Genomic DNA, 23,252 nt, shown 5'->3' on the forward strand with positions numbered 1-23,252 from the left:
TAAAATAAGCTTATAATTTTTAGCCGAGAAGGAACTATTTGATATGCTTCTTCGTCCTTTTATGATAAAAGGAGTGAAATAAAGATGAACAGAACCAGAACTACAAAATTACTATTATTATTTTTGTTTGCACTATTGATTAGTTCGTGTCAATCCTCGACTGAACCGAGTACTGAGAATAATAGCAACACTGGGGATTGGCCTTCCTACACCTTTGAAGAATTGGTCTCGAATTCAGACTTGGTTGTTTATGGCCAAATAACTGACACTAAAAATCTTGACGGTGACCCTCCTTCACAAGAATCAAATCTGAATGTTTTGAAAGTGTTGAAAGGTGACGAAACGAATAAAACAATATCTATAAAACTAACAGACCCTTCATATTATGTTAGTTCTGATTCTAAGTATGTTATGTTCTTAGATAATACCGGCTCTTATTATACACAAAAAACGTATAACTCCCTTTTAATCGAAAAAAATGGAATTATCTCATCTAGTCTTCAAGGATTAAGCGGCGATTTTACAATAGATGAAATTCAAAATCAGATTTCTAGTCTCACCCTGTCCTCATATAGCAGCACCTGCTCATCTGGCAGCTCCGCATTATGATGAAAATGCCCAAAGAACCATTTTCCATATTCCAGTCTGGACTTAATTTCGTTGAAATACGTATGCATGGGATCAACTTCCACATTCGTATTATAGCGCTCTTTGATCCACTGAAACGCATCATAGGAGCAGGTGTGGGTTAATACATAGTCAACCTTCCACTGGTTCATCTCCAGATTGCGGATGCCTTCCTGGTACTCTTCAGGGCTTGGCATTTCGCGTTCCCACCAGGAGACGCCAGCCTTCCTGTACTCCTTGTCATGAGAAGCCGCTCCGCCAAAGGTGAAAAAGCTCTTCCCTTCGATCTCAAAAACTTGCCCGCGCATTAGATGAATGATACTGGGAGTAATGTGATGTACCTGACCCCCATTCCATTCGGAGACCGGATAAGACTCCAGCAAATCAAAGTTCTCATGGTTCCCGTCAATGAACAGGGTGGTCCATGGTTTCTCTGTAAGCCATTTTAGCCAAAAACGATCCTCTTTGTCATCTGCCCACAGCAAGCCGAAATCGCCAACGATAATGACGTAATCCTGCTTCGTCAGCGTCCTGCCTTCAGGAAAGTTCCTGGAGTTAAAGCGGCTGGCCACGCTGATGGAACCGTGAATGTCGCCTGTTATGTAGATCATGGGATGAGCTCCTTTCAGAGAGGGTTTGATTGGATTGCAAAAGCATATTTCTTCTCCTGCTTCTCCCAGGTTGCATTTATGATAAACCCTCTAAATTCCTTTTTATCTTGTTCATAGTGAGAGCTTAAGTAAGAAGCGATGTGCGTATCTAAATTGAAGCTATACACACCTTTCTTTGTAACATAGGGAACATCGGTGATTTCTTTGGATGTATATAAATAATCTCCATTATCATCAAGTAATCCATCGCTTATAGAAAGTGTGTCTGGCGGATTCGCTCCAAAATCAATTGAAATCTCCTCGCCATTTTTCAAATATGGAATGTCTGAAGGATTCTCTTTCTCGAATGCAAAGGAAAACGGTGAAGCTGTCTGACCGGATAAAGATGCCTTTTGATCACTGTTTAGAGTCGCATATTTAATATTTTCTTTTCCGCCAAGAATGGTAACGCTACTCTTAGGATTACCATCACAGCCGGTAAATGCTACAAGTAATGAGCCTAAAAGCATACTCAATAATATTTTTTTACAGCGATTAATAAGGATCATCCCCCTGTTATAGTCACCGCCAGCGTCGACCTTCCAAAACCATGGACAACACGCAGCTAAGCGAAGCCAGCCCCATCCACAGCAAGACCGAATAAGACATCCATACACTAATCATAGTATAATTGTAATTTACCAATAAAGGCCAGCCCAGCACAAATAGCAGCAACAGTGCTCTGATAATCAGCGTAACACGCGCTTTGATCTTTTGACGGCGAACCTCCTTCTCCGTGGCAAAATCGCTGCTCCCTCCCGCCAGCCGGATGAGCTTAAACGCAATACCAATTACAGTGAAAACAACTAACAACGAAGCTACTCCGTCCATTAGGATATAAGTGTCGTCATACGTGAAGGTCTTCATCGGCACCCCTCGCATCTGATCATAGATATTCTGGGCAATGAGCGTGGGTGCGGTAGAGTTCAGGTTAGCCAGAACGAACACCCCCTCCTTCCGCTGCGGATCGATGATTACTTTGGAGGAATAATTCGGGTTGCTGCCGCTGTGACGGATTACATGCGTCTCCGAGTTTTGGCTCCAGCCGAAGGCATAGCGCAGGTTTTCACTTTCATGTCCCGCTGTACGGAGGTCAAGCTCATGAGATTGCTGAATGGCTTTTTTCAGCTCATCTGGAATGTCGCTGCTTCCCATCTGGGCATTAACCCAGTGCTGCAAATCCTTCAGATTGGTCACCAAATACCCTGCGGCTATATTTCCGTAGTATCTTGGAGCATCATATGCCATGCTTTTGCCAAAAAACACCCGGTACCCCTGCGCAAGCTGCTCCGGCTTCCGTTCCTGCCCTGTCGAGAAATAGCTGTCGTTCATCCCCAGCGGCTTCAGGATGTGCTGCGTTACATAATCCTGATAGCTCATCCCTGTAACCTGTTCAATGATTGCGGCCAGAATATCATAGTTCACCGTTGCGTACTGATAGGCGCTCCCCGGATCGGTATCTAACTTAAGGCTGGACATCTTATGTATGGTTGCTGCAAGCTGCTCCTTATCTGAACCTTCAGGGATCTGGCGGATGCTCCAGGACGGTATTCCGCTGGTATGTGCGAGTAGCTGGTTAATTGAGATATTGGCCTTCTCCCCTTTATAGGTTGGAGCAAACTCTGGCAGATATTGCGAGACATCATCGGTAAAAGCCAATTCCCCTTGATCCTGTAGCATAATCACAGCCAGCGCTGTAAAGGCCTTGGTCGTTGAGCCTAGTTCAAAAAGCGACTCCGCTGTAACTGGCCTTCGTTTCTCCTTATCGGCATAGCCGTAGGTTTGGAAATCGGTCTTACCACCTCTGGCGGACAAGATCGCTACACCTGGCGTCGCTGTCTTGTCCATGATGCTCTGCACCATGCCGGACTCACTGTCAATCTTCCCTGCGGCCAAAAGAGTTCCAATCTCATGCCAGCATGCAGCCGTAGCAATGACTACAATCAGCAGCATCGCAATGCCTTTTAGCAGTATTTCTGTTCTACGCGTTGATCTCTTCATGGTTATGCTCCTTCAAGTCGGGTCATCTGGATCAATTTACACTTATCTAGTATGACGGCTTGCAGCAGCCTTTCCCTGCACTATACGTGATTAGTACTTTACCCCGACAAAAACAAGTCCATTTACGGAGTATAAAGAAAATATTTATTAGTTTGACCTTGCAGTATAGTTCAACCCTTATAGTGAAATATAGTTAAGGATGCTTTTAAACTAAATTTATAAAAGATTGTGAGAGAGGTATATTATGAGAAGTAAATGTAATGGAGAATTGTCGGGGATTGTATTCCTGCTTCTGGCACTTGGTGCCTCTGTATTTATCGGGAAAGAAATGTTGTTCGCTGTACTAGCAATAATCGTTCTATTGGCACAATTAGGGATATATACTTTCCAACGCAATAAAAGAGGTAATAGGTTCTGGGTCTATGCAGTTGCCCTAGTAACCGAGATTATATTCTTGGTCACTAATGAACCTTGGATGTTCATACTCGCTATTTTACTGCTTATCGTCGCAGGGGTATGGAATGTGTTTTTTGCGGGTGAAGTGCGTAAGAGCGGGACGGTTTTGCTAGTAGTTCGGAGAGTGTTGTACGGTATTGTGGCTGTGATTGCCAGTGTTTTTTGGATCGTTAATATCTATGCTCAGCCGATTACCCGGTCCGTTACTCTGCCAGCTGATTTAAATGTTGAAGTCAACAATGACAAGCTTGATTCTCCAACCACCATGTTGAAAAATATAGAAATTATGAATTCCTTCGGCAGCCGTACAACGGGCTCAGAAGGTCACAATCGGTTCATTGCCTGGTTACAACAGCAGGTGACGGATATGGAGCTTACGGTATACCGTGACGAGTACACTTTTGACCGCTGGGAAGAGAAGACAAGCTCTGTGATCGTAGATAACCAGGAAATCCATGTATCCTCTGCGTTTCCATACTCCGGGGAGACCGATAGCAATGGAGTAACCGGAGAACTTGTCTACACCAAACCTGGTGAGTATGAGGATGCCAAGGGTAAAATAGCCGTCGTTGAAATCAAGAACCTTGAGAGTTTCCCTATAGCACTGGTGATGAATATCCGTGGAAAATTTGGGGAGCCGGGCGGTATCCCTTCAGATGAAGGCGATCTAGTCCTTACCACAGGTTTGAAGCACGCTAAGTTGGATGAAGCAAAGGAACAGGGCGTGAAAGCAGTCATCATCGTCTGGGATGGTGTATCTGATGAAAAGGCTGAAAAGCAATACCTCCCATTCACCGAGCATTATTTCGGAATTCCGGCAGTTTGGGTCAATAAAACAGAAGGGCAGAAAGTGATCAACGCAGCTAAGGAGCATAAAGTGGGCACAGTAATTTTAGAGGCAGAAACACAGAAAAATGCGCCGACTGAATCTTTTTATGTGAAAATTGAAGGAAAGAACAAAAAGGAATCGATCATCGTTAATACGCATACCGACGGTGTGAATGTGGTAGAAGAAGACGGTGCGATTGGAATGCTCTCCATGATTCGTTACCTCCAGCAACAGGAGCAGCCAGAACGGACTATGATCTTCGCCTTTGTAACAGGACATTTCAGATTGCCTGAATTCAAAGGTACCTCGCAGGCAACCTCAACCTGGATGCAGGCACATCCTGAGCTGTGGGATGGTACAGATGGACACCTGAAAGCCGTGGCAGGACTCACTGTAGAACATCTAGGCAGCTTGGAATGGAAGGACAATGCTTCCGGACAATATGGACCCACTGGAGAAATAAGCACTGAATTTGCCTATGCAGGAAATGAAATCATGGAAGCCATTTGGATGAAAGCTGTTGAAGATAGAAGTAACACCAGGACCGTTATCCTGCGCGGACATAATAAGTTTCAATTCGGTGAGAGTCAGCCCCTGTTCAATGCCGGGATTCCAATGATTGGACTGATCCCCATGCCGGATTATCTCCTGGTAGATAGCGCAAATAGAGAAATGGATAAGTTCGATGTGAATCTGATGCGCGAACAAGTCGGGTCTCTATTGAAGGCATTACAGCTTATTGATCGTACAGAGACTACTGAGTTGGGGGCGGCAGATCGGTATTCGTTTTTCTTTGGGCGGACGAAGTAGTTGAATGGTAACAGCTAACACTGATGCCACAGGATAATGAGTGTAATTATGGTATTATTATATTCGAGTTTTTGAGTCTATCAATCTTCTTATACCGGAGGGAAACATGGATATCACTGAATTTCAACAATGGGTTAGGGAATATTACAAAAATCGTAACTGGTCGGACTTAGATATATTTGTTCGTATTGGATTTCTTGCTGAAGAAACTGGGGAAGTCGCCCGCGCAATTCGTGCGTTAGAGATTGGCAGGGATCGTCCAGATGGGGTTGCAGGCACATTTCAAGAGAATAAAGCTGAATTAACAGAAGAACTTGGAGATGTTCTAGGAAATCTCATTGTCATCGCCAATAAATATGATATATCGCTTGAAGATATCTTGATATCGCATAAACAAAAGCTTCAGGCCCGCTATTCAGAAAACTAAAATAAATGCAAAAATAGGAAGAAGGTATACATATGAAGCTTTGTGGAGTCTGTATCCTCACTGACAATGCGCCGCGTCTCGCTGCTTTTTATGAAATCGTGCTCAAGGAATCTCCGGTTGTTGAAGGGCAGCATTACGGATTCGACAATGCTCAGCTTGCGGTCCACAATCCGGGCCAAGTGAACGTGGTCAATGACAAGAATATGTCACTAATGTTCTATGTTCATGATGTCTTGGCTGAATATGACCGTCTGAAGCAAGCCATCCCCGGTATCGGGATTACCTCTCCACCTGAGCGCAGACCGTGGGGCGCTACTCCTTCTGGTTCCTTGACCCCGACGGCAATACGGTGAGCTTCATTGAGAAGAAGGATCTACCGTGATATACCAGTACACGCCGTACTTATCGACGACTTCAGCACAGCAGGAGCTCCAGGGAAGGGCGCCTAACGGAAATAACACCGTGCCGCCCTTCGCTAGCATTTCGTATGCCTTGTTCACTTCTTCTTCACGCTCAAAGTTAATCCCATAACTCATCGTTGGGCGTGATCCCTCTAGTGATGATGCGAGCATGAATATCCAAGCATTCATTCGAAATAATCTTCATATTAGGATTGCTGGGTCCAGAAGTTTCATCATATAATCCAATAATTAGTTTGGATAATTCATCTTGCACACCCCATAAACCTTCAAGATTATCGGTTTGATTATTTATTAAATGTCGACTCATTGATAAAACAACATCCTTGTATTCAATAACTGACTTTGATTCCTCTTCCAAATACTGAACAAAAGCATACATGGAACTTCGGTTTAAATTTGAATTAGTTATCTCAATCAAAAACTCCTTATCTCTACTTAAATCTATCAAATTATCATAAAATAACCTTGAGATAGGGATTTCCAGGTCTAAATCGCTTTTTTTAAATCTACGAATAATATCTTTAGCTAAGTGATTATAGCTTTCCTTATTAAAATAGATAGTAACCATATCTAATATATTTTCAGCTTGTACCTTACTCATAATTTCGATATTTGTCATTTCCACTTCAAATTCATTCTTAAGGATAAACATTTCAGCCAAGCAGTGCGCACCCATCTCTATTAATTCCTCATCATCAGAGGTATAACATTGGTTTATAAGTTCTAATACATCTTGACGATATTTGGGATAAAGTAAAAACAACATATCTTTTGTACCATGAAAGCCTGCAAAGCGATAATCTTGTTTATACATACTAATAATTCTTTCAGATGCCCATTCCTTATCTACATTAAAAGAAGGCCATAATGCAAAGAAGCTTGCAAGCCTTACTGCTGGATTTTGATCCGATACCATTTGATCAAGCGTGACTTTTAATTCTTCAAAAAAACCATAATTCCTCCAAATTAATCGAGCAATTGATTGAGCTGCTCTCCCTCTTACACAATTTAATGCGTTACTTTGTAACATGTTGAACGTATGCATTTCCTTATCTTCATTATTAGTCACATCAGGTTTTCCCATTATCGGATTCTTATGATTAATTGCAATATCTTTGATAATATCAAGGATTTCATGGGACCATGCAATATTATCTCTCTTCTCAATAATCGTGCATAAGGAGCTTGCCCTACTATAATTGTCATTATCATATAGATACTTCAATATCATTTCTTCTAATAATTCTTGAGGAATATTATTCAAGTAACTGCTATGTGCAACACCATTATAAAGTGAGTCAATATATGCGTCAGAAACCTCTTCATGAATAGATAACAATAACTTGATCATCCTTGTAGGGTTTTCAGTTACAGCATCATTAAAACTACTTGAAAATGTTGAAAGAGAGTTTTCGATAAAACCTCCTGGAATCTCTGTCCAACGTTTTCTCTGTTTGTCATTTAGCTTTTTATTTGTTAATAAAGTTCTCCATGTTCTATTATTTAAATTCTTACCTTCTATAGGGGAATTTACCGAACCACCATGTCCATTTGAATATTTGTAAATTGAGGATTCATTAAGGGATTTTCGTTTCAAAATCAAGAGTAATTCCTTGGCTTTATTACTTAAACGATTACTTGGGAGAGCTTCTAAAATATCTCTCTGAAAATCCCCCCAAAAACTCCAGTAAGCTTTATAATCTTTATTTCCTTTATTGTATTCAATTCTTCGACGATACATATCTTTTGCTCGTGGAGAAATGTAGCTTATTACCTTATTTTCTAGCATCCCAAAAACCTCTTGTTTGCATGTTTCAGAATGTCTGATTAATATCCTTTTGGCTAATAATAACTCATCACCAATACCACTTGTTTTTTCAAAAATGTTATTATCAAAATCAATACTTAAATATTCAATAATAAAATCACTATACGTATGTGGGAAATTACACATTCCATCTAATATCAATTCATTAAAGATTGCTTTGCCCTTCCCCATGTATTCATCATAGCGATTTAAAAATAAGTCCGGATCATTAGCAATTATTGCTGCATTAGCTTTTTTTATAATTCCAATACTTGCTCTCTCTAAATTTCTTCTGTAATTACTTCTAGCAGACCAATCACCATAATTTAGCATCCCATCGTCTGACGTAGGAATATACGGCAATAATATGTTGATTACATCCATTCCATTTTTTATAAATATTTCAGAATCTTCTTCTAGGAATTCATCCACATATCTATATATACTTTGACTCTGTCTCTTGAGTTGATTATTCAATAAAAATGCTAAAACTCTTATTGTTCTCATTTCACATTTTTTCAGCATTGCCTTAATGTCAATATCCGTATCAGCAAGTTGAGGATATTTGTTATAAAACTCCATACGAAGTTCAAACATCTCATCTGTATCATAATTTATATTGTGTGAAAAGCATCGAAAAAACTCCATATCATCTTCTTCTGATTTAAATAAATGTTCTACTATAAATTCAACATCTTTGACTTCATAATTTGGAGAGAGATTGATTACAAGCTTTAATGCAATATTCTTTTTTTCAGGATCACTAAACCATTTATCTAAAAACCCATGATCTCTAAGTAGTCTAATATATTGTGGTTTAGTGTAAACGACATTATTTATTATATGCTTACTGTATAAGTCATTTTCACAATTTTCTAATATATAAGTTTGAATATTTTCGTCTATAGTGTCTAACTGATTTAATATTTCAAAAAAGACAAATTTAAGACTATATCTAACCTGATCAGAAGATAACATTGTTTGACCTGCTTTAAGAAAATCTTCACTACACTGTTCGTTAAGATTCTGCAGTAGCATCTGCACCTGATATCTTTTTCCAGGGGTCTGCTGTTCTATACCTCCAATAGCCCCTAATATATCTTCAGTTTCATAATACTCAGTTAACATCTTTTCAACCAAGAAATAGTCTAATATGGACTGGTGAGCAAATGAAATCTTATTGTTTTGTATTACCAAAAAGCCGTTAGAAGATAAATTATCCAAGACTGATATATTATCATTTAGAAGCATTCGAGGAATTGAAATTCGTCCGACTTTATTAAAATGACTTACTAACTTTTCTTTTGTTATGTTTACCTCTGTTTCACTAATACCTAGTTGAGTGCAATTTCTTTTTAGTTGTAGCCACCAAGCAGTTATCAAATGATTCGCTGTTGAAAACTCATTGTAAGTATTCCCTTTGTCTAATTTACTCCAAATAAAAATATTACTTGGAATTTTAAGTATTTGTTTCAATTTGTTTGTTAACCCACTGTACTCTGAGCCAATAATATTTTGAACTGTTTCCTCATTCAACTCATTAATTATAATCTTTTTCCACTGAATTTTATTCTTATTATCGCTGTTCGAAAACAATGATTTGATATTATTATCGTTTTCCAAGTCGTATGTTCTGCAAACAAAAACAACAGATATTTTATTACTTCTTTCAAGGTTTAATTTCTCTACTTGATTAATTATCTGATCACATACCAACAGAGCATCTCTTGAATGCGCTTGAGTCCAACGTAGTGCATCCAATTGGTCTAGAATGACTACTGACCTCTCTGTTTTGGAAACACTATGAATACAATGAGCAATAGAGGCCGGCAATCCTAAATTTTCTCCCCATTTTTCAGCATTATTACCTGGAATGCGTTTGTCTAACTTTATAGCCAGATATTGTATTGTATTCTCTAAGCAATAATTAATGATATCTTCAGTGCAACCACTTTTCCCATAACCAGCTTTTCCATGTATTAATATTGAATTTCCAAATTCTATTTGTTCTCTACATTTTGCAAATTCTTGTCTATTTATTAACTTTCCTTTAAATGGAGTAAAAGAAGAACTATACTCCCTATTTAGTTCATTAATTCTAGGAATAATTCGAGTATCCTTTGCAAGTTCTTTTAGTATTATTCCTCTTTCTTCAAAAAATTTATGTATTACAGATGAATTGATCTCTTTACCATACATAGTCCCTTCAACCATCCAGGACACTAAAGTATCGTATATTTCTTCTTCATTTCCAATGAACAACAAACTTATTTTTGATATCATTATTTCCTTTAATTGAGTGTCTGGAATTTGTCGATAATGTATTCTCCGTAAATATGCTATACATTTCTTAAGATCGGAATCAAGATTAGGATTTATCCCCATTGCTTTACAGAAATTTTCAAAAAAATTATTAATCTCTTTACTCGCATCAGGAATACGACTGTGATAAAAGTCTTTTGGTGAACTACTAGTACTCTTTGCCCTAGTTATTAAGTCCTCTAATAAAGTAAAAGCTAATGGAGAGACTAGAGATACCGAAATTGTTGCATCTCTTTCTAAATGGTGTTTCCAATTTGAAAAGATCCCTTTGGCATTTGCAGTGCCAAATTCCCAATATTCTTTACTTCCACTTCTTCCTTTACACTGTTGGCCTTCTCTACTGCCATTCTTATAACCAACCCATATATCTATGCCTTGCTCATCCTCCCCGAGGGCTTCTAGAATAAAATAATCAATCTTTTCATCTAATACCTGAAGTACTTGGTACACCGCATATCTATACTCATATCTGTTACCAAGTTTATCTCCCCTGCCCCCGGTTGGATACGGCATACATTAACCCCCATAAAATAAATTTGCGTTGAATGAAAAAGATTCAACGATCAAACAATTCAATAAATTCCCATATATTCATTCTATCATTTGATTTACATATTTTAAAGAACGTTTGTTTGTACTTAAAATTAATATCCACTCCATTCTCCTACATTTTTTTGATTTAAATATTTAATTAATATGCTCATCTAAAGTCCCTTCGATGTCCCTTCGATAGTAATTTTGAACAAAAAAACCGAAGCTCCCCTACGCCCCGGTTCCTTCGCTGCTAATTTATGCCTTCGTGATTAGACTCCTTCTCCCCGCCAAACACCTCAATCATCATTAACGCACCTATTTTGTAGCCTTGAATAAAAGATAATGCCGAATGCAGCGAGCAGGATTCACTATGTAGCTCCAGCAATTCCTCGACCTGATCAAAATCCTCTTGGGGTAGCCTCTCTTTAAGCATCAGTAATGAATCAATAATCCGCTGATTAATCCTTCGTGATTCTGGATCGTTTGGCTTCATCCGCTCATTGGGACGCAAACTCCCATAATACAAATCCTCCAAAATCATGATTATCAGGCCTCCTTTGAATGTGATACGTATACTTGTGGACAATAGCTCCCTACCCATCAAGTTTAACTGATAAAGTGGGTATATATTGTTTTTTATGCAGTATTCGCATATAATCACAACCTCTACAAAAACAAGCCCATATGCCGATGTTAAAGAAAATAAAGTACTAGACTAGCGAGAACGCTTCGTTAAGCAAACGGACAGTCTAACGCAACAAAATCAACGAAAAACGCGGACATTAGCTGCCCGCGTTTCTAGTAATTAGGAATTAAATGCCTTCAACGATACGCTTAGACCGCATTGAAACTTGCTCCAATAACTCGTCTTCATCAATGGTGAGCAGTTGACGGCCTTGCATTAAGACTTTTCCGTTAACGATGGTGGTGTCCACGTCCGCACCGTTAGCGCAATATGCGAGCAGTGAATGGAGGTTGTGTACCGGCTGCAAGTGGGGTTTTCTCATATCAATCAAGATGATATCTGCCTTCTTCCCGATTTCGAGCGTGCCCACCTCATGGGCGATGCGGAGCAACTGCGCACTTCCAGCCGTCGCCATGCGAAGAGCATCCATTGCGGGAAGCTTCGTGGGGTCCCCGTAATCCAACTTTTGCAGCCATGTTGCCGCCCGGATCTCTTCGAACATGTCTAACGTGGTGGCACTGCCCGCCCCATCCGTGCCTAAGCCTATCGTAATCCCTTGGTCAGCCATATCCTTGATCGGCGCTATGCCGCAGCCAAGTTTGAGATTGCTCACTGGATTATGGGACACTCCGCCCCGCATACTCTTCAGATAACCGATATCACGGCGATTTAGATGCACGCTATGTGCGAGGAGCACATGCGCCTGTTCAAACAGACCGAGGTGATACAAATATTCGGTTGGGGTCTGATTATACTTTTCCCGAATCTGAATGACTTCCTCTTTCGTTTCGGCCAAATGAGTATGTAACGGTATGTCCTCCTGCTCCGCCAAGTCGATAAGCTCTCTAAATGGCTGCGGAGGAACTGTGTAAGGGGAATGCGGACCTAGCATGGTCGTGATTCTGCCATCCGCTGCACCGCTCCAGTGACGAACGAGATCAAGCGCCTCGGACATTCGCCGCCCTCCGTCATTTTCGAGGAAGGTGAGCCCCCGTGTTAAAGAAGCCCGCATACCGGCCTCTTCTACCGCTGCCGCGATTTCATTCATGTGAATGTACATGTCGGCGAAGGTTGTCGTACCCGATTTAATCATTTCCGCCATCGCGAGCTTTGCTCCCCAATAAATATCCTCTGGAGTCATGCGTGCTTCAGCAGGGAGCATTTTCTGGTTCAACCAATCCATAAGCTTCAAATCGTCGGAAAATCCCCGCAATAAGCTCATAGACGAGTGTTGGTGGGCGTTGATCAGCCCGGGCATTGCAGCCATACCCCCGCCATGAATGATCACATCTGCCCCAGTAGATATAATGGACTGAATGTCCGCTATGCGGTCCCCGTCGATGAGAATATCCCCGATATAGGGTTCCTCGATTCCCATGGTTAAGATGGTCGAACCTTTGATTAACGTCTTCATCGTGACAGCCTCCTTTTCTAGGGTTTATACTAAACCTTGACGTTAAGTGAGGGTCAAGAACATAAAGGGGTCTAGCTCATGAAAATAAAAGAAGTCGCTGATATGCTGAAAATATCGCAGCGCGCGATTCGGTTTTACGAAGCCAAAGGTCTCATTGCTCCTTCCAAACAAGCTGACAATCAGTACCGGAGGTTTGACGAAGAAGATATTTGGCGCTTGCAGACGATCATTGCACTCAGGGAATCAGGAATGCCGGTTAGTGAGATTCGGACTGCACTATTGGATATTGAAGCCAAAGGAAACAGTCAATTACGATATTTGTTGGAACTCCAGCGATCCGTCATGTTCACCAAGTGGGTCGAAATGCAGCAGATTATCGAGACAACAGACCAAATGATTGAAACCCTCAAGAATGACCATACCCTTCCGCTTGACGACATTTACATTCTGGCGGAGGGTTCGAGAAGACTGAGAGAACAACGGACATGGAAGGATAAGTGGGGTTATGACCGCTTAGCCGGCGTTCACGATCAGTTGGTTCAAGAGGACACACGGAAATATGGGGACTATGATGAGGCGCTGCGGCTCGTTGTGAAGTGGGTCTCGCCCATCCTTGGTGATAGGGGTTTGGACATTGGAACGGGTACGGGAAATTTAGCCGGCCGACTGATCCATGAAGGCGCGGTGATGGCTGGGGTGGATCAGTCCAACGAAATGTTAAAAGAGTGCCAGCGCAAATTTCCCGAGATGGAGACCAAGCTTGGCAATTTCCTGGCACTTCCGTACCTTGACGGGAAATTTGATTTTATTGTTTCAAGTTTTGCCCTGCATCATCTGACGAGCGGCCAAATGCTGTTAGCTGTTCAGGAGATGCGCAGGGTATTAAAACCTCACGGAAGGATCTGCATCGCGGATTTGATGATTGACGGGGAAGGAAGCACAGCGCATGAAGGTGATGAGGATTCTCTTCTACTCCCCAAGCTCATTGATTTATTAGAGGATAGCGGATGCATCACGAAACACCTAAAAGTAAATCGATTGTTGCATGTTGTTCTAGCAGTACCTATCCGGTAAAAAAACCTTACCCCTGCGTCAAGGTTCACCGTATTGTATGTGATTTACAACAACGCCCCTTTTTACCAAGCCACAACTCCATGCTCATCAAAAAAGCCGCCAGTTGGACCATCACTAGCTATTGTGGCAAGCTCCACTACAACGGAAGCTGCTTGTTCGACTGAACGATAGCCACTATTACCATTTAAATCGGTAGCTGTAAATCCAGGGCAAACGGAGTTGATTTTAATAGGAGAATCACTTAAATCTTTAGCAAAGGAAACGGTTAAAGCATTTACAGCCGTTTTAGAACTATTGTAGGCGAGTGAATTCGCCTTATAAAATTCCGACGTTGAGTCTGAATTCAAGGTTAAGGAACCTAATGCGCTGGAAAGATTAACGATTCTTCCGGCAGAAGAATTTCTGAGCAATGGAAGCATTGCTTTAGTGACAGAAAATACACCGAAAACGTTTGTCTCATAGGTATTCTTGAGAACAGACAATTCCAGTTCAACGGGAGAGGTGTTTTCTTCGAAAAACACGCCTGCATTATTAATCAAGATATCAAGCAATCCATACTCTTGCTCAATCCATTCTGCTGCGGAGAGAACGGAGCTGGGGTTCGTGACATCAAGAACCACTGTTTTAGCTTTAATTTTCTCCTTTTCCAATAACGTTACGGCCTCATGTCCTTTATTTTCGCTTCTTGCTCCTATTAAAATCTCGTACCCCATATTTCCCAATTGTCTTGCTGTCTCAAAACCGATACCTTTGTTTCCACCTGTAATTAATACGATCTTAGATTTATTCATAAAATTGCCTCCTACATTCTTGTTTTAATACGGCTGCGTTTACCGCATGAGATAAGAATATCAGGGAGACGAATACATTTCTTTGCCTACAAGCTCATTCTATTTGTTTATTTAGCTCATTTTTAAGCCCCTATAGTCATCCTTCTTCAACCTTAGCTGCCGTCTAAACTCTGACGGTGGAAGTCCGAATCTTTCCTTGAATACTTTGGAAAAGTGAGCGATATTTTCGAATCCGGTCGAAAAACAGATATCCGTAACAGATAACGCTGTTTCCGCTAACAGTTCCTTGGCTTTAACCAGCCTTCGATTGCGAACCCATTTGAGCGGGGAGGTGTTGTATATTGCTTGAAAATCCCTTTTGAACGCCGCCAGGCTTCTGCCGGACAAATAGGCCAGGTCGTTAAGGGAAACGGGATTCATGAAGTTCTCCTCCATGATCTTTGTGATGCCGCCACTGTCCTTGCTTATGGGTTGGATCATTTGATGCAACAAACGATCATTCGAATCTGCTATGTGAAACAGCAATTCCATCAGTTTCACACGAACCAGTCCTTCTTTGACTTCGTTAGGGTGCTCGAAATAGGGTTTTAACGACTCGATATAGCTTCCAATGCGGTCATTGATCGGAAAGACTGTTATCGGAACAACCTCATTCACGGGACAAACCGGTTTTAAACCGGCGAATTTGAGGAATTCATCTACTATCTTCTCGTTCAGGAAAAACATCATATAGTCGAGGATGTAATCGGAATCGGGTTCACCCGCTTTCTCGTATTCGACTCCCATTGATTTATGAATAAACATCATTTCGTTGCTCCGCATCGTATATTCTTGATCACCGAAGCGAACTGTATAGACACCCGACTTGATGATTAGCAGAAGATGATCCTGCAAAAAAAAGGTTCCTTTTATGCCTTGCGTGTAAAAGCAGAGTTCGATAACGGACATCCCATCCAGCTTCAAGCTCCCTTTTTTATTCGGAAACTTTACCAGTTCATTAGGCACCTTGACTATTTTGCTTGATCTCATAGTCATGGACGTCCCGCCCTGCTTGTACCTGCGATTGCTCTAGTTTCCATTTCTTGATCATCCTTTCGGTTATGCCAGTCTGCGCTTACGTTTCAACACTTATCCTTTTAGTATAACTGGAACCCGGCGCGAATACTTTGCTGAAAAGCTCAAACGACTTGTTCATTTAGCTCCAGACGAGCAAGTGCTAAAATAGAATGAAAATAAAGGATTAGACTGTGAAAATGTGGGTATGTATTGTTATCACTAACCAGCACAAAAGGGGAGAAATAAAGCATGGGAGTTTCTGTTTATTACACTTGTACGAGAAATCATAACCTTACGGGCAGTGAGGAGCAGGAGATCAGGGCCATCATTGATAAATACAATGCGGGTTTTGAATTGAAGGATATTGGAGAAACATTATATGTTTATGACTATGATCAGGATGAACCAACGGTGATCTTTGCAGGTTCGACAAAGCTGCCCCTTTCAAATGATTTTGAAGATACATTGAATGCGCTGTATTATTGGTTGGCCTGTTTGACGGATATTAGAAGAAGTATTTCTAGTGGGGATTGGCATGTGCATCTAGATGATACGGATGCTATTTGGGATGAGGAGACGGGTTGGCAAATGCCCGGTGATTAGTATTCTTAGGTGGAACAATCTTTTATTACCCAATCTTTTCCCCACAGGACTCTATTTAATGATTGTTATCCCATCAATATTTATTGCTACGGAAGCTGGAAGAGTATAATTTATCCCCTTTTGTTAAGAGACGAAATTCGATTGGAGTCAAAATCGTGTTTCGTCTTTTTCGTATGCAATCTTAGATATCCGCATACTGACCGTCACAACATGTCTCACTCCTCAATAGTATAAAACTAAAGGGGGAGTGATTATGACTCGTTGGGTTAGCAGATTCCTCTCAAGCATACTGGCTGTTGCGGTTCTAACATTGGGCATGCATATAGCTGCTGCTTTTGCCGTCAGCAAGGTGTCCATTACATCCATGACTGTCACCAAATCCGGCATTACGGTTAGTCCTTATAACAGTAACCCGGCATTATCCAAGGAGCAGCAAGACAAAGCGTATCGTAATTACAAAAATCTGACACGCGTCGTGATGATAGAAAAGTATGTACTGTCCAGTCAAGGAACCAAGACAAAGATAGGCATTGGTGCAGGCTTTATGTTACCCGGCGGATACATTGTCACTAATAATCACGTGGCTCCCGCCAGCTATAATGGAAAGAAATTACGATTCCAAATCACCTTTTATGCGCAAAAATCGGACGGGTATCTGCTTGGCTCACTAGTTGCTACAGATGTGAAGGAAGACCTCTCCCTGCTGAAGATTGACGCTAACAAAATCCCTAAGCCCTATCAAGACAGCTATTTCAAGAAATTCAACCTTGAGCCAAAAGCCAATGAAAAGGTGACAGTCATAGGGCACCCTACTAAGCCAATAGAAAACTCAGACACCGGTAATACCAAGAGGTACACCTGGACACCGCTCTACGGAACATTCACCGCCGATGATGTGGCCGTTATCCGGAAATCGAAAAATGCGTCAACACCCGATGTGTACACCCACTCCATGGAATTCAATGTGCAAACCTGGCCTGGAAATAGCGGCAGTGCTGTCATAGATTCGAGCGATAAAATAGTGGGGGTAATCTCCTCCACTATCCTGGGTGAACCCCGGTCCTTTGCCACCAGTTCGAAGCTTATCTTGCAGTTCATAGAAAACAACGATTTGTCTGAAGCCATTTTTGGACACGCCGCTGGCGGAGATTCTTCCTGAATCAACCCTGTGCACTGGATAAAAGCGGGACTCTTCATGAGCCCCGCCTTCTGAGTTATACGTATGTTGCTGCGCTTGTGCACGTTATTTGCGTTATAAAATGTGAACGGTGGCAACGTCCTTGCCTGCCCACAGATTGAAGCTGTACCCCGGTTCCCACAAATGCCAAGGTGCTTCGTCCACAATAAAAGCCACATCCGCGTACGTATCCCAAGTACCCTCCACTTGACTTGTGATTCTGACCAATACAGTCCAGGTATCCCCCTGCATGACCCTGTCAATGATCTCCCCATAGTCAACAACGATATCACGTATCCATTCATTTCTGGAGAATTTGCTGGGATCTCGGTGCCAGGTTATTAGAGCTTGCGCGTGTCTTATGTCGTTGATGGGGTTGCCAGCCCCAGACCGTTCATTACATAAGGACGAGCAATGTCGACGAGCACATCGGTCCGATTGTTCTCCCCGGCATTTAACCAATAATGCGCAGCGCCATAGATAGCTGAACCTGTCATCGCCGCCATGATTTTGATATGATGAATATCCGTCCCATGGCAGGTATCCCCCTTCATAAATATGCTCTCTATGGTTTGCTGCAGCAATTTCTTTATTTTATCATCGACCAGCTTAGCCATCGGATTGGAATCTATTCTGCAGATCCGATAAAAATCTATGATGTATTGGTGCGTCATGATGATCAACTGGTCACAAATATCTTCCGTAAACTCCTCTGCATTCACCACTTGCTCAGGAATCCGCTCATGAAAAGCCTGTTCTGTGACTTCGTCCAGCAAAGCATATTTATCTTCAAAATGGGCATAAAAGGTGGCGCGGTTAATGGTTGCTTCCTGAGCGATATCTTTGATCGTGATTGCATCAAAGCCTTTTCTCTGCAGCAAATCTCTGAACGCTGTTCTAATTAACTGTCGTGTGCGCAACACCCTCGGATCTTCCTGATTTACCATCCCTATATCTCCTTGTTAAACATCAATGTTCTCAATGTGTTGCCTATGCAACTTTCCTCGAACTCTGCCGGTTGAACTCTCAAGCACGCAATATTATTATCTTATCAAACAGGTGTTGCTTAAACAATCTGTGAATCATACTTATGTTCAATTTATGAGGAGGATCATTATGAAGGCTATTGCTTTGACAAGCTTTGGAATTCCCGAAGCGCTAGAAGAACTGGAAGTCCCCATTCCCGCAATCACTGACACACAGGTTCTCGTTGAAATGCGCGCCTCATCCATCAATCCCGCAGATGTTCTATTTCGCAGCGGTGCAATTCTTGAGGGTCCGTTGGCTGATAAATTTCCGGATCAATTTCAATTGCCGCTTGTTCTGGGTAATGAAGTAGCCGGCATTGTTAAAGAGGTTGGCGGGAAAGTCCGGCATTTCAAGCCGGGAGATCGTGTCATGGGAATGATTCCGAGAGGCTCCTACATGGACTATGTTGCCGTGGAGGAAGATCTCCTGGCCGTTATTCCTGAGAGTCTCTCCTTCGAAGAGGCGGGCGCCGCGCCTGCCGTTGCCCTGCCAGCCTGGCAAGCGCTGTTTGAGCATGGCCAGCTTCAACCGGGACAACGCATCCTTATTCAAGCTGGCGCTGGAGGAGTGGGACATGCGGCAGTTCAGTTAGCTAAGCAGCATGGAGCATATGTTATCGCAACTGCGAGGGACTACAACCATGATTTTGTAAAAGGACTTGGTGCTGATGAGGTAATCGATTATACGAAAACCGACTTCGCCACCCAGATCACAGAGCCTGTAGATTTCGTGTTGGATGCCGCTATGGACTCATCTACTTTCGGTACCGGGTTACCGGGAGACATCGGAAGGAAGAACTACTCGGTCATCAAAGATGGCGGGACCTATATTTCAGTGGTGGCATTCGCGCTCAATGAATACCCGAAGGTCCGCGGTATTAACGCCTATTTTTTCCAGGCAAGAGCTAACCGTACTGATTTTGAAGCCATTGTCCGCCAGATGCAAGAGAATAAATTGAATATCTATATCCATGAGGCCTATCCCTTCACTGCCCAAGGCCTGCTTCAGGCTTATCGCAAAAGCGAAGAGTCAACCAAACGCGGGAAAATCATCTTATCGAAAAATCTTGGATAAACGTCATGACTAGGGAGTGCGTGAAGAAAGCCCCATCCTCTAAGGATTAGGGCTTTCATATCTCATCCATCGCTCAATGATCGGCTGGCCGCTCAGGTGGAGCATATCATGGTGATCTTCGCAGAGGAGCCACTGAAGCTTTTTGGAGATCAGATAGTATTCATTCAGATGGCATAACTCTGGGATCAATTGGAGAATTGTTGTTGTCTTGCCCTCATAGAGCCACAGCTTATCATACCGGTCCTCGGCAATGAACCAGATGAATTCATCTTGGATAATGTCTTTTAGTTTGGAATAGTTTTTGTCTGCGAAGCTGGCGCTATACCGGGGTTCCTGCAGCCGGTTCCAGCCCCAGTGCAGTCCCTGTGTATAATGGGTCTTCATCAGAAACCGTTCCTCGATTTCACTCAACATGCGTCTCCACTGGTCTTTGCGGACTTCAAATACCCCGCTCCGGTCCAGCTTCAGCGTCTTGATTAATTCTTCGATCTCTATTCGGATAGATAGGGAATCCACAGGTTCACCTCATTTTCAGATTCATAATGGATTTAGACAGCCGTATTGGTCTCCATCCTGCTATCCCTTCTCCCCTCTCATCTGAATCACCTTATATTTAAACAGCAGCGTAATCCCCAAATTCATGAAAAAATGCACAAGGATCGGGACCAGCAGATTATCGGTCTGCACATACACCCACCCGAAGACCAGACTTGGGATGGTGATGTTCAGCAGCATCAGCGGCTTCGTGTAGTACTGGACATGCATTCCCACAAACAGCACCGTGGTGATTCCGATGGCGAGCCAGGGCTGGGGAAGGTAGAGATTCAATACATTTTGTATAATTCCCCGGAACAGAAGCTCCTCAAATAAAGCTCCTGCCAATGTAAAGGATACAATCGCAGCGAGCGAATAGTTCTGATAGCTCTTATTCGTCTCGTCAATGTAGCTGGCAGGAGTGAGTAAGGTCAGGATGATTCCGAACAACAGCAGGCTGATTGTGGGAAAGACAACGTACAGCACCATTTTCAGCGGATGCTCAAAGGATAGCAGGTCCTGCAGGGTCAGGACCCTGTAGATAACAAGGGCAAAGATAACGGCTGCGCTGATCAGGGCGAAAGCGAAGAAGACCAGCACGGCGTCTTTCGGATTGAATTCTTTTTTGGCTGGTGGCAGGGTCTCCGTTGGACGATTCATAACTTAGCTTCTCTCCTTGTCTTCCAGGTTCTACTTCTCTAAGGACAATAGGTTCATATACTTCATCACTTCTGCAATTCCCATGCACTGAAGCGTGAGCCGGGTGTTCAGCTTCTCCAGCGCAACCTGGAAGGAGCGTTCGATCTCCTGATGATCCTGTGTGTCCAAAGTACTTAAAAGACTCCTCATATTGTCTATGTAATAGACAGTCTTCCGCAAGCTGCTGATCACAAGGATCTTGCGCAGTTCAGCTAGGGAGAACATCCGGAAGCCATTCTCCGGGTTGCGCTCGGAACGGATCAGTCCCTCGGCCTCTCAGTGGCGGATCGCTGAAGTCTTCACGCCCGATAGGGCAGCAGCTTCTCCTATATTCAACGGCTCTTTCCATTCCGTATTAAGGGTTCTGGGGATATCCGAATGTCTGATCATGGCAAGGATGTCTTCGACCCGCTTTTTCTCCAGATGGATTTGGTATTGCTGCTCATTCATCATCCATAACGCCTGTTCGGCCTGCCCCTGCTTCAAGCTTCTCATCACTTCATAGGCGACAGGAATATCATACCCTTGTAATAGAACCCGGATCGTCGTAAAAGCCTGAGCATGCACCTCTCCATAGTAACGGTGGTTGCTTGGCGTTCTAGGTACAGTTGGAACCAGGTCCTGTTCCTCATATCTTCTCAGGGTGGTGGTGCTCACCTGGAGCATACCGGCAATCTGGTTAGGGGTATATCTCTCCATCTGATGAGCCCCTCCTTCAAGTCTAACCTTCAAGTGCTACGATAACATATCTGAGATATAATGCCTATTCCGTATAGGCCCGAATCTCCCAAGCCGGAAGATTGCATGAATGTTATATGCTTACTATATAACCAATTAGGGAGTGAAGATATGGATAAAATGATTACACTATCAGACGGATCAGAGATAAAGGCTGGCCTCACAGGGCCTCCCGGCGCTCCAGTTTTCATGCTCCCGGTAGCCAAAGCTTCTGTATACGGACAAGAAGCGGATCACCTTCGCCTATGGGGCGTTGATCCTGAGCTGGGAGAACATTTCGCCGATGGATTGCGAGACAAATTTCAGGTGCTGTATTTCGATTACGAGGGCCACCGGCTGCACCAGCCCAATCCGCTTGATCTGACCGCTTCAAGTATCGCCCAAGACCTGTTGACTATTGCCGATAAAATGAATGTTAGCAAGTTCAGTTACTATGGCTATTCCTGGCTGGCCCTGGCCGGACTGCAATTGGCGATCCGCACGGATCGGCTGGAGAGCTTGGTGATGGGCGGTTTCCCACCCTTGGACGGTCCCTATACAGAGATGCTGATCGTCACCAACCATACGTTCCAGATGGCACTAAACCAACCGGCTCCAGTTGATCCCGTAGAGCAGGAGGCCACTACTCCCGAGGCGACCGATTGGGACAATATCCAGATCCAAATGGTCCCGGAGCAAACCAGGCAGTTCGTTACACTGTATGAGAGTCTGTCCGATTTTAGAGATCATGACATTCAGCATCTGCTGGTGATGCCGAGACTGGCTTTTGCCGGGGAGCAGGACAAGATTGTCTACGGGGACAACTTCGGAGGCGTAACGGTGGATATTGCCGGTAAGCTCTTAGCCCGCCAATCTCTTCTGGAACAGCTCGGATGGGAAGTAGCCATTCTGAAGGGAGACAATATGGACCATACAAAAGCGATGCAGCCCGAGAACGTTCTGCCCGTTCTGAAGCCTTGGCTGATCCGACATGTGCTACGGGAGAGCTAAGCCATCCGCTCGAACATACTTTGGCGGAACAAAATCATCCTAACGGATGAATAAGATTACCTTCAAGTGAACACAATGTATGCTGTTTTCGCCATACATTTGGTCCATATGCCTGCTTGCGAGCGCAATGTATGCTGTTTTTCACATACGTTTGGTTCATATGCCTGCTTGCGAGCGTAATATATGCTGTTTTTCATATACATTCAGGCCGTATGCCTATTGCTACCGCAATGTATGCTGTTTTTCACATACATTCGCATTTGGTCCTTATGCCGCGCTGTAACATCCAATTCTATAGGTTCTAAGCCTAATTTCCGCCACATTCAGCTTAAAAGTCACTCTACGAATCATTCCAAGAACTCTTTTCCACATATCTACACACACCTTTTCCACAGCAGCACGAAACTATAGTTTCTATACGTCAAAAAAGCTCCCGTGATCACCACAGGAGCTTTCCTTCTTTTTTGCAGACAGAATGTGATTCGCCGCTTCACGCTGAATAG

At 42.9% G+C, this 23,252-nt stretch carries 23 protein-coding genes; 9 read left to right on the forward strand and 14 right to left on the reverse strand.

Features of this window, described 5'->3' with window-relative positions; genetic code table 11:
- Window positions 1–84: 84 nt before the first annotated feature.
- Window positions 85–609, forward strand: coding sequence for a hypothetical protein (locus MKX51_RS18005; RefSeq protein ID WP_340993327.1), 525 nt, complete (start codon window positions 85–87; stop codon window positions 607–609).
- Here MKX51_RS18005 and MKX51_RS18010 read toward each other — a convergent pair.
- Genes MKX51_RS18010 through MKX51_RS18020 form a run of 3 tightly spaced genes read right to left on the reverse strand, consistent with a single transcriptional unit; the run spans window position 543 to window position 3,278 of the window.
- Window positions 543–1,238, reverse strand: coding sequence for a metallophosphoesterase family protein (locus tag MKX51_RS18010; RefSeq protein WP_340993328.1), 696 nt, complete (start codon window positions 1,236–1,238; stop codon window positions 543–545). The two genes, MKX51_RS18005 and MKX51_RS18010, sit on opposite strands and share 67 nt — an antisense overlap.
- A 14-nt stretch (window positions 1,239–1,252) precedes the next feature.
- Window positions 1,253–1,786, reverse strand: a complete 534-nt coding sequence (locus MKX51_RS18015) for a hypothetical protein (RefSeq protein ID WP_340993329.1) — start codon at window positions 1,784–1,786, stop codon at window positions 1,253–1,255.
- A gap of 13 nt (window positions 1,787–1,799) precedes the next feature.
- A complete protein-coding gene (locus MKX51_RS18020) occupies window positions 1,800–3,278 on the reverse strand; it encodes a serine hydrolase domain-containing protein (protein WP_340993330.1) in 1,479 nt (492 codons plus the stop codon).
- A 244-nt stretch (window positions 3,279–3,522) separates the two neighbouring features.
- On the opposite strand from MKX51_RS18020, the gene MKX51_RS18025 reads away from it, so the two are divergent.
- The 3 genes from MKX51_RS18025 (at window position 3,523) to MKX51_RS18035 (ending at window position 6,153) form a co-directional block, all read left to right on the forward strand.
- Window positions 3,523–5,373: a PA domain-containing protein gene (locus MKX51_RS18025; protein WP_340993331.1), complete on the forward strand. Its 1,851-nt coding sequence runs from the start codon at window positions 3,523–3,525 to the stop codon at window positions 5,371–5,373.
- A 106-nt stretch (window positions 5,374–5,479) separates the two neighbouring features.
- Window positions 5,480–5,800: a MazG-like family protein gene (locus MKX51_RS18030; protein ID WP_340993332.1), complete on the forward strand. Its 321-nt coding sequence runs from the start codon at window positions 5,480–5,482 to the stop codon at window positions 5,798–5,800.
- A 32-nt stretch (window positions 5,801–5,832) separates the two neighbouring features.
- Window positions 5,833–6,153 carry a VOC family protein gene (locus MKX51_RS18035; protein ID WP_340939995.1) on the forward strand — a complete coding sequence of 107 codons (321 nt, stop codon included), beginning with the start codon at window positions 5,833–5,835 and terminating at the stop codon, window positions 6,151–6,153.
- 166 nt (window positions 6,154–6,319) lie between these two features.
- Here MKX51_RS18035 and MKX51_RS18040 read toward each other — a convergent pair whose 3' ends face one another.
- The 3 genes from MKX51_RS18040 to MKX51_RS18050 all read right to left on the reverse strand — a co-directional run bounded on the left by MKX51_RS18040 (window position 6,320) and on the right by MKX51_RS18050 (window position 12,984).
- Complete coding sequence (locus tag MKX51_RS18040) at window positions 6,320–10,864, reverse strand: hypothetical protein (RefSeq protein WP_340993333.1); 4,545 nt, start codon at window positions 10,862–10,864, stop codon at window positions 6,320–6,322.
- 271 nt (window positions 10,865–11,135) lie between these two features.
- Window positions 11,136–11,426, reverse strand: coding sequence for a DUF6809 family protein (locus MKX51_RS18045; RefSeq protein WP_340993334.1), 291 nt, complete (start codon window positions 11,424–11,426; stop codon window positions 11,136–11,138).
- A 271-nt stretch (window positions 11,427–11,697) separates the two neighbouring features.
- Window positions 11,698–12,984 (reverse strand): amidohydrolase, encoded by a 1,287-nt coding sequence (locus tag MKX51_RS18050; protein WP_340993335.1) that lies wholly within the window; start codon window positions 12,982–12,984, stop codon window positions 11,698–11,700.
- Between the two features lie 78 nt (window positions 12,985–13,062).
- On the opposite strand from MKX51_RS18050, the gene MKX51_RS18055 reads away from it, so the two are divergent.
- Window positions 13,063–14,058: a MerR family transcriptional regulator gene (locus MKX51_RS18055; RefSeq protein WP_340993336.1), complete on the forward strand. Its 996-nt coding sequence runs from the start codon at window positions 13,063–13,065 to the stop codon at window positions 14,056–14,058.
- A gap of 62 nt (window positions 14,059–14,120) precedes the next feature.
- On the opposite strand, the gene MKX51_RS18060 is transcribed toward MKX51_RS18055, so the two are convergent.
- Both MKX51_RS18060 and MKX51_RS18065 read right to left on the reverse strand, forming a co-directional pair.
- Window positions 14,121–14,849: an SDR family oxidoreductase gene (locus MKX51_RS18060; protein WP_340993337.1), complete on the reverse strand. Its 729-nt coding sequence runs from the start codon at window positions 14,847–14,849 to the stop codon at window positions 14,121–14,123.
- Window positions 14,850–14,960: 111 nt separating this feature from the next.
- On the reverse strand, window positions 14,961–15,884 hold the full coding sequence (locus tag MKX51_RS18065) for a helix-turn-helix domain-containing protein (protein WP_340993338.1): 924 nt from the start codon (window positions 15,882–15,884) through the stop codon (window positions 14,961–14,963).
- A 270-nt stretch (window positions 15,885–16,154) separates the two neighbouring features.
- Here MKX51_RS18065 and MKX51_RS18070 point away from each other — a divergent pair, with 270 nt between their 5' ends.
- Together MKX51_RS18070 and MKX51_RS18075 are read left to right on the forward strand one after the other, a co-directional pair.
- Window positions 16,155–16,508, forward strand: coding sequence for a hypothetical protein (locus tag MKX51_RS18070; RefSeq protein WP_340993339.1), 354 nt, complete (start codon window positions 16,155–16,157; stop codon window positions 16,506–16,508).
- 253 nt (window positions 16,509–16,761) lie between these two features.
- A complete protein-coding gene (locus MKX51_RS18075) occupies window positions 16,762–17,667 on the forward strand; it encodes a serine protease (protein WP_340993340.1) in 906 nt (301 codons plus the stop codon).
- Between the two features lie 93 nt (window positions 17,668–17,760).
- Here the strand turns inward: MKX51_RS18075 and MKX51_RS18080 are convergent, their stop codons facing one another.
- Window positions 17,761–17,913: a hypothetical protein gene (locus MKX51_RS18080; protein ID WP_340993341.1), complete on the reverse strand. Its 153-nt coding sequence runs from the start codon at window positions 17,911–17,913 to the stop codon at window positions 17,761–17,763.
- Between the two features lie 131 nt (window positions 17,914–18,044).
- Window positions 18,045–18,632 (reverse strand): TetR/AcrR family transcriptional regulator, encoded by a 588-nt coding sequence (locus MKX51_RS18085; protein ID WP_340993342.1) that lies wholly within the window; start codon window positions 18,630–18,632, stop codon window positions 18,045–18,047.
- Between the two features lie 169 nt (window positions 18,633–18,801).
- Between MKX51_RS18085 and MKX51_RS18090 the strand changes: the two genes are divergently transcribed.
- Window positions 18,802–19,788 (forward strand): NADP-dependent oxidoreductase, encoded by a 987-nt coding sequence (locus MKX51_RS18090; RefSeq protein WP_340993343.1) that lies wholly within the window; start codon window positions 18,802–18,804, stop codon window positions 19,786–19,788.
- Between the two features lie 39 nt (window positions 19,789–19,827).
- Here MKX51_RS18090 and MKX51_RS18095 read toward each other — a convergent pair whose 3' ends face one another.
- The 4 genes from MKX51_RS18095 to MKX51_RS33230 form a co-directional block, all read right to left on the reverse strand.
- Window positions 19,828–20,304: a DUF6756 family protein gene (locus tag MKX51_RS18095; protein WP_340993344.1), complete on the reverse strand. Its 477-nt coding sequence runs from the start codon at window positions 20,302–20,304 to the stop codon at window positions 19,828–19,830.
- 60 nt (window positions 20,305–20,364) lie between these two features.
- Window positions 20,365–20,982 (reverse strand): CPBP family intramembrane glutamic endopeptidase, encoded by a 618-nt coding sequence (locus tag MKX51_RS18100; RefSeq protein ID WP_340993345.1) that lies wholly within the window; start codon window positions 20,980–20,982, stop codon window positions 20,365–20,367.
- Window positions 20,983–21,012: 30 nt separating this feature from the next.
- The gene (locus MKX51_RS33225) at window positions 21,013–21,150 is read right to left on the reverse strand and encodes a hypothetical protein (protein ID WP_445322013.1); all 138 of its coding nucleotides are present in this window, start codon (window positions 21,148–21,150) and stop codon (window positions 21,013–21,015) included.
- A gap of 147 nt (window positions 21,151–21,297) precedes the next feature.
- On the reverse strand, window positions 21,298–21,720 hold the full coding sequence (locus MKX51_RS33230; protein WP_445322014.1) for a MerR family DNA-binding transcriptional regulator: 423 nt from the start codon (window positions 21,718–21,720) through the stop codon (window positions 21,298–21,300).
- A 150-nt stretch (window positions 21,721–21,870) separates the two neighbouring features.
- Between MKX51_RS33230 and MKX51_RS18110 the strand changes: the two genes are divergently transcribed.
- The gene (locus MKX51_RS18110) at window positions 21,871–22,749 is read left to right on the forward strand and encodes an alpha/beta fold hydrolase (RefSeq protein WP_340993346.1); all 879 of its coding nucleotides are present in this window, start codon (window positions 21,871–21,873) and stop codon (window positions 22,747–22,749) included.
- The last annotated feature ends 503 nt before the right edge of the window (window positions 22,750–23,252 follow it).

Origin of the sequence: Paenibacillus sp. FSL M7-0420 (genome assembly GCF_038002345.1) — a bacterium.
Taxonomy (GTDB): domain Bacteria; phylum Bacillota; class Bacilli; order Paenibacillales; family Paenibacillaceae; genus Paenibacillus_AQ.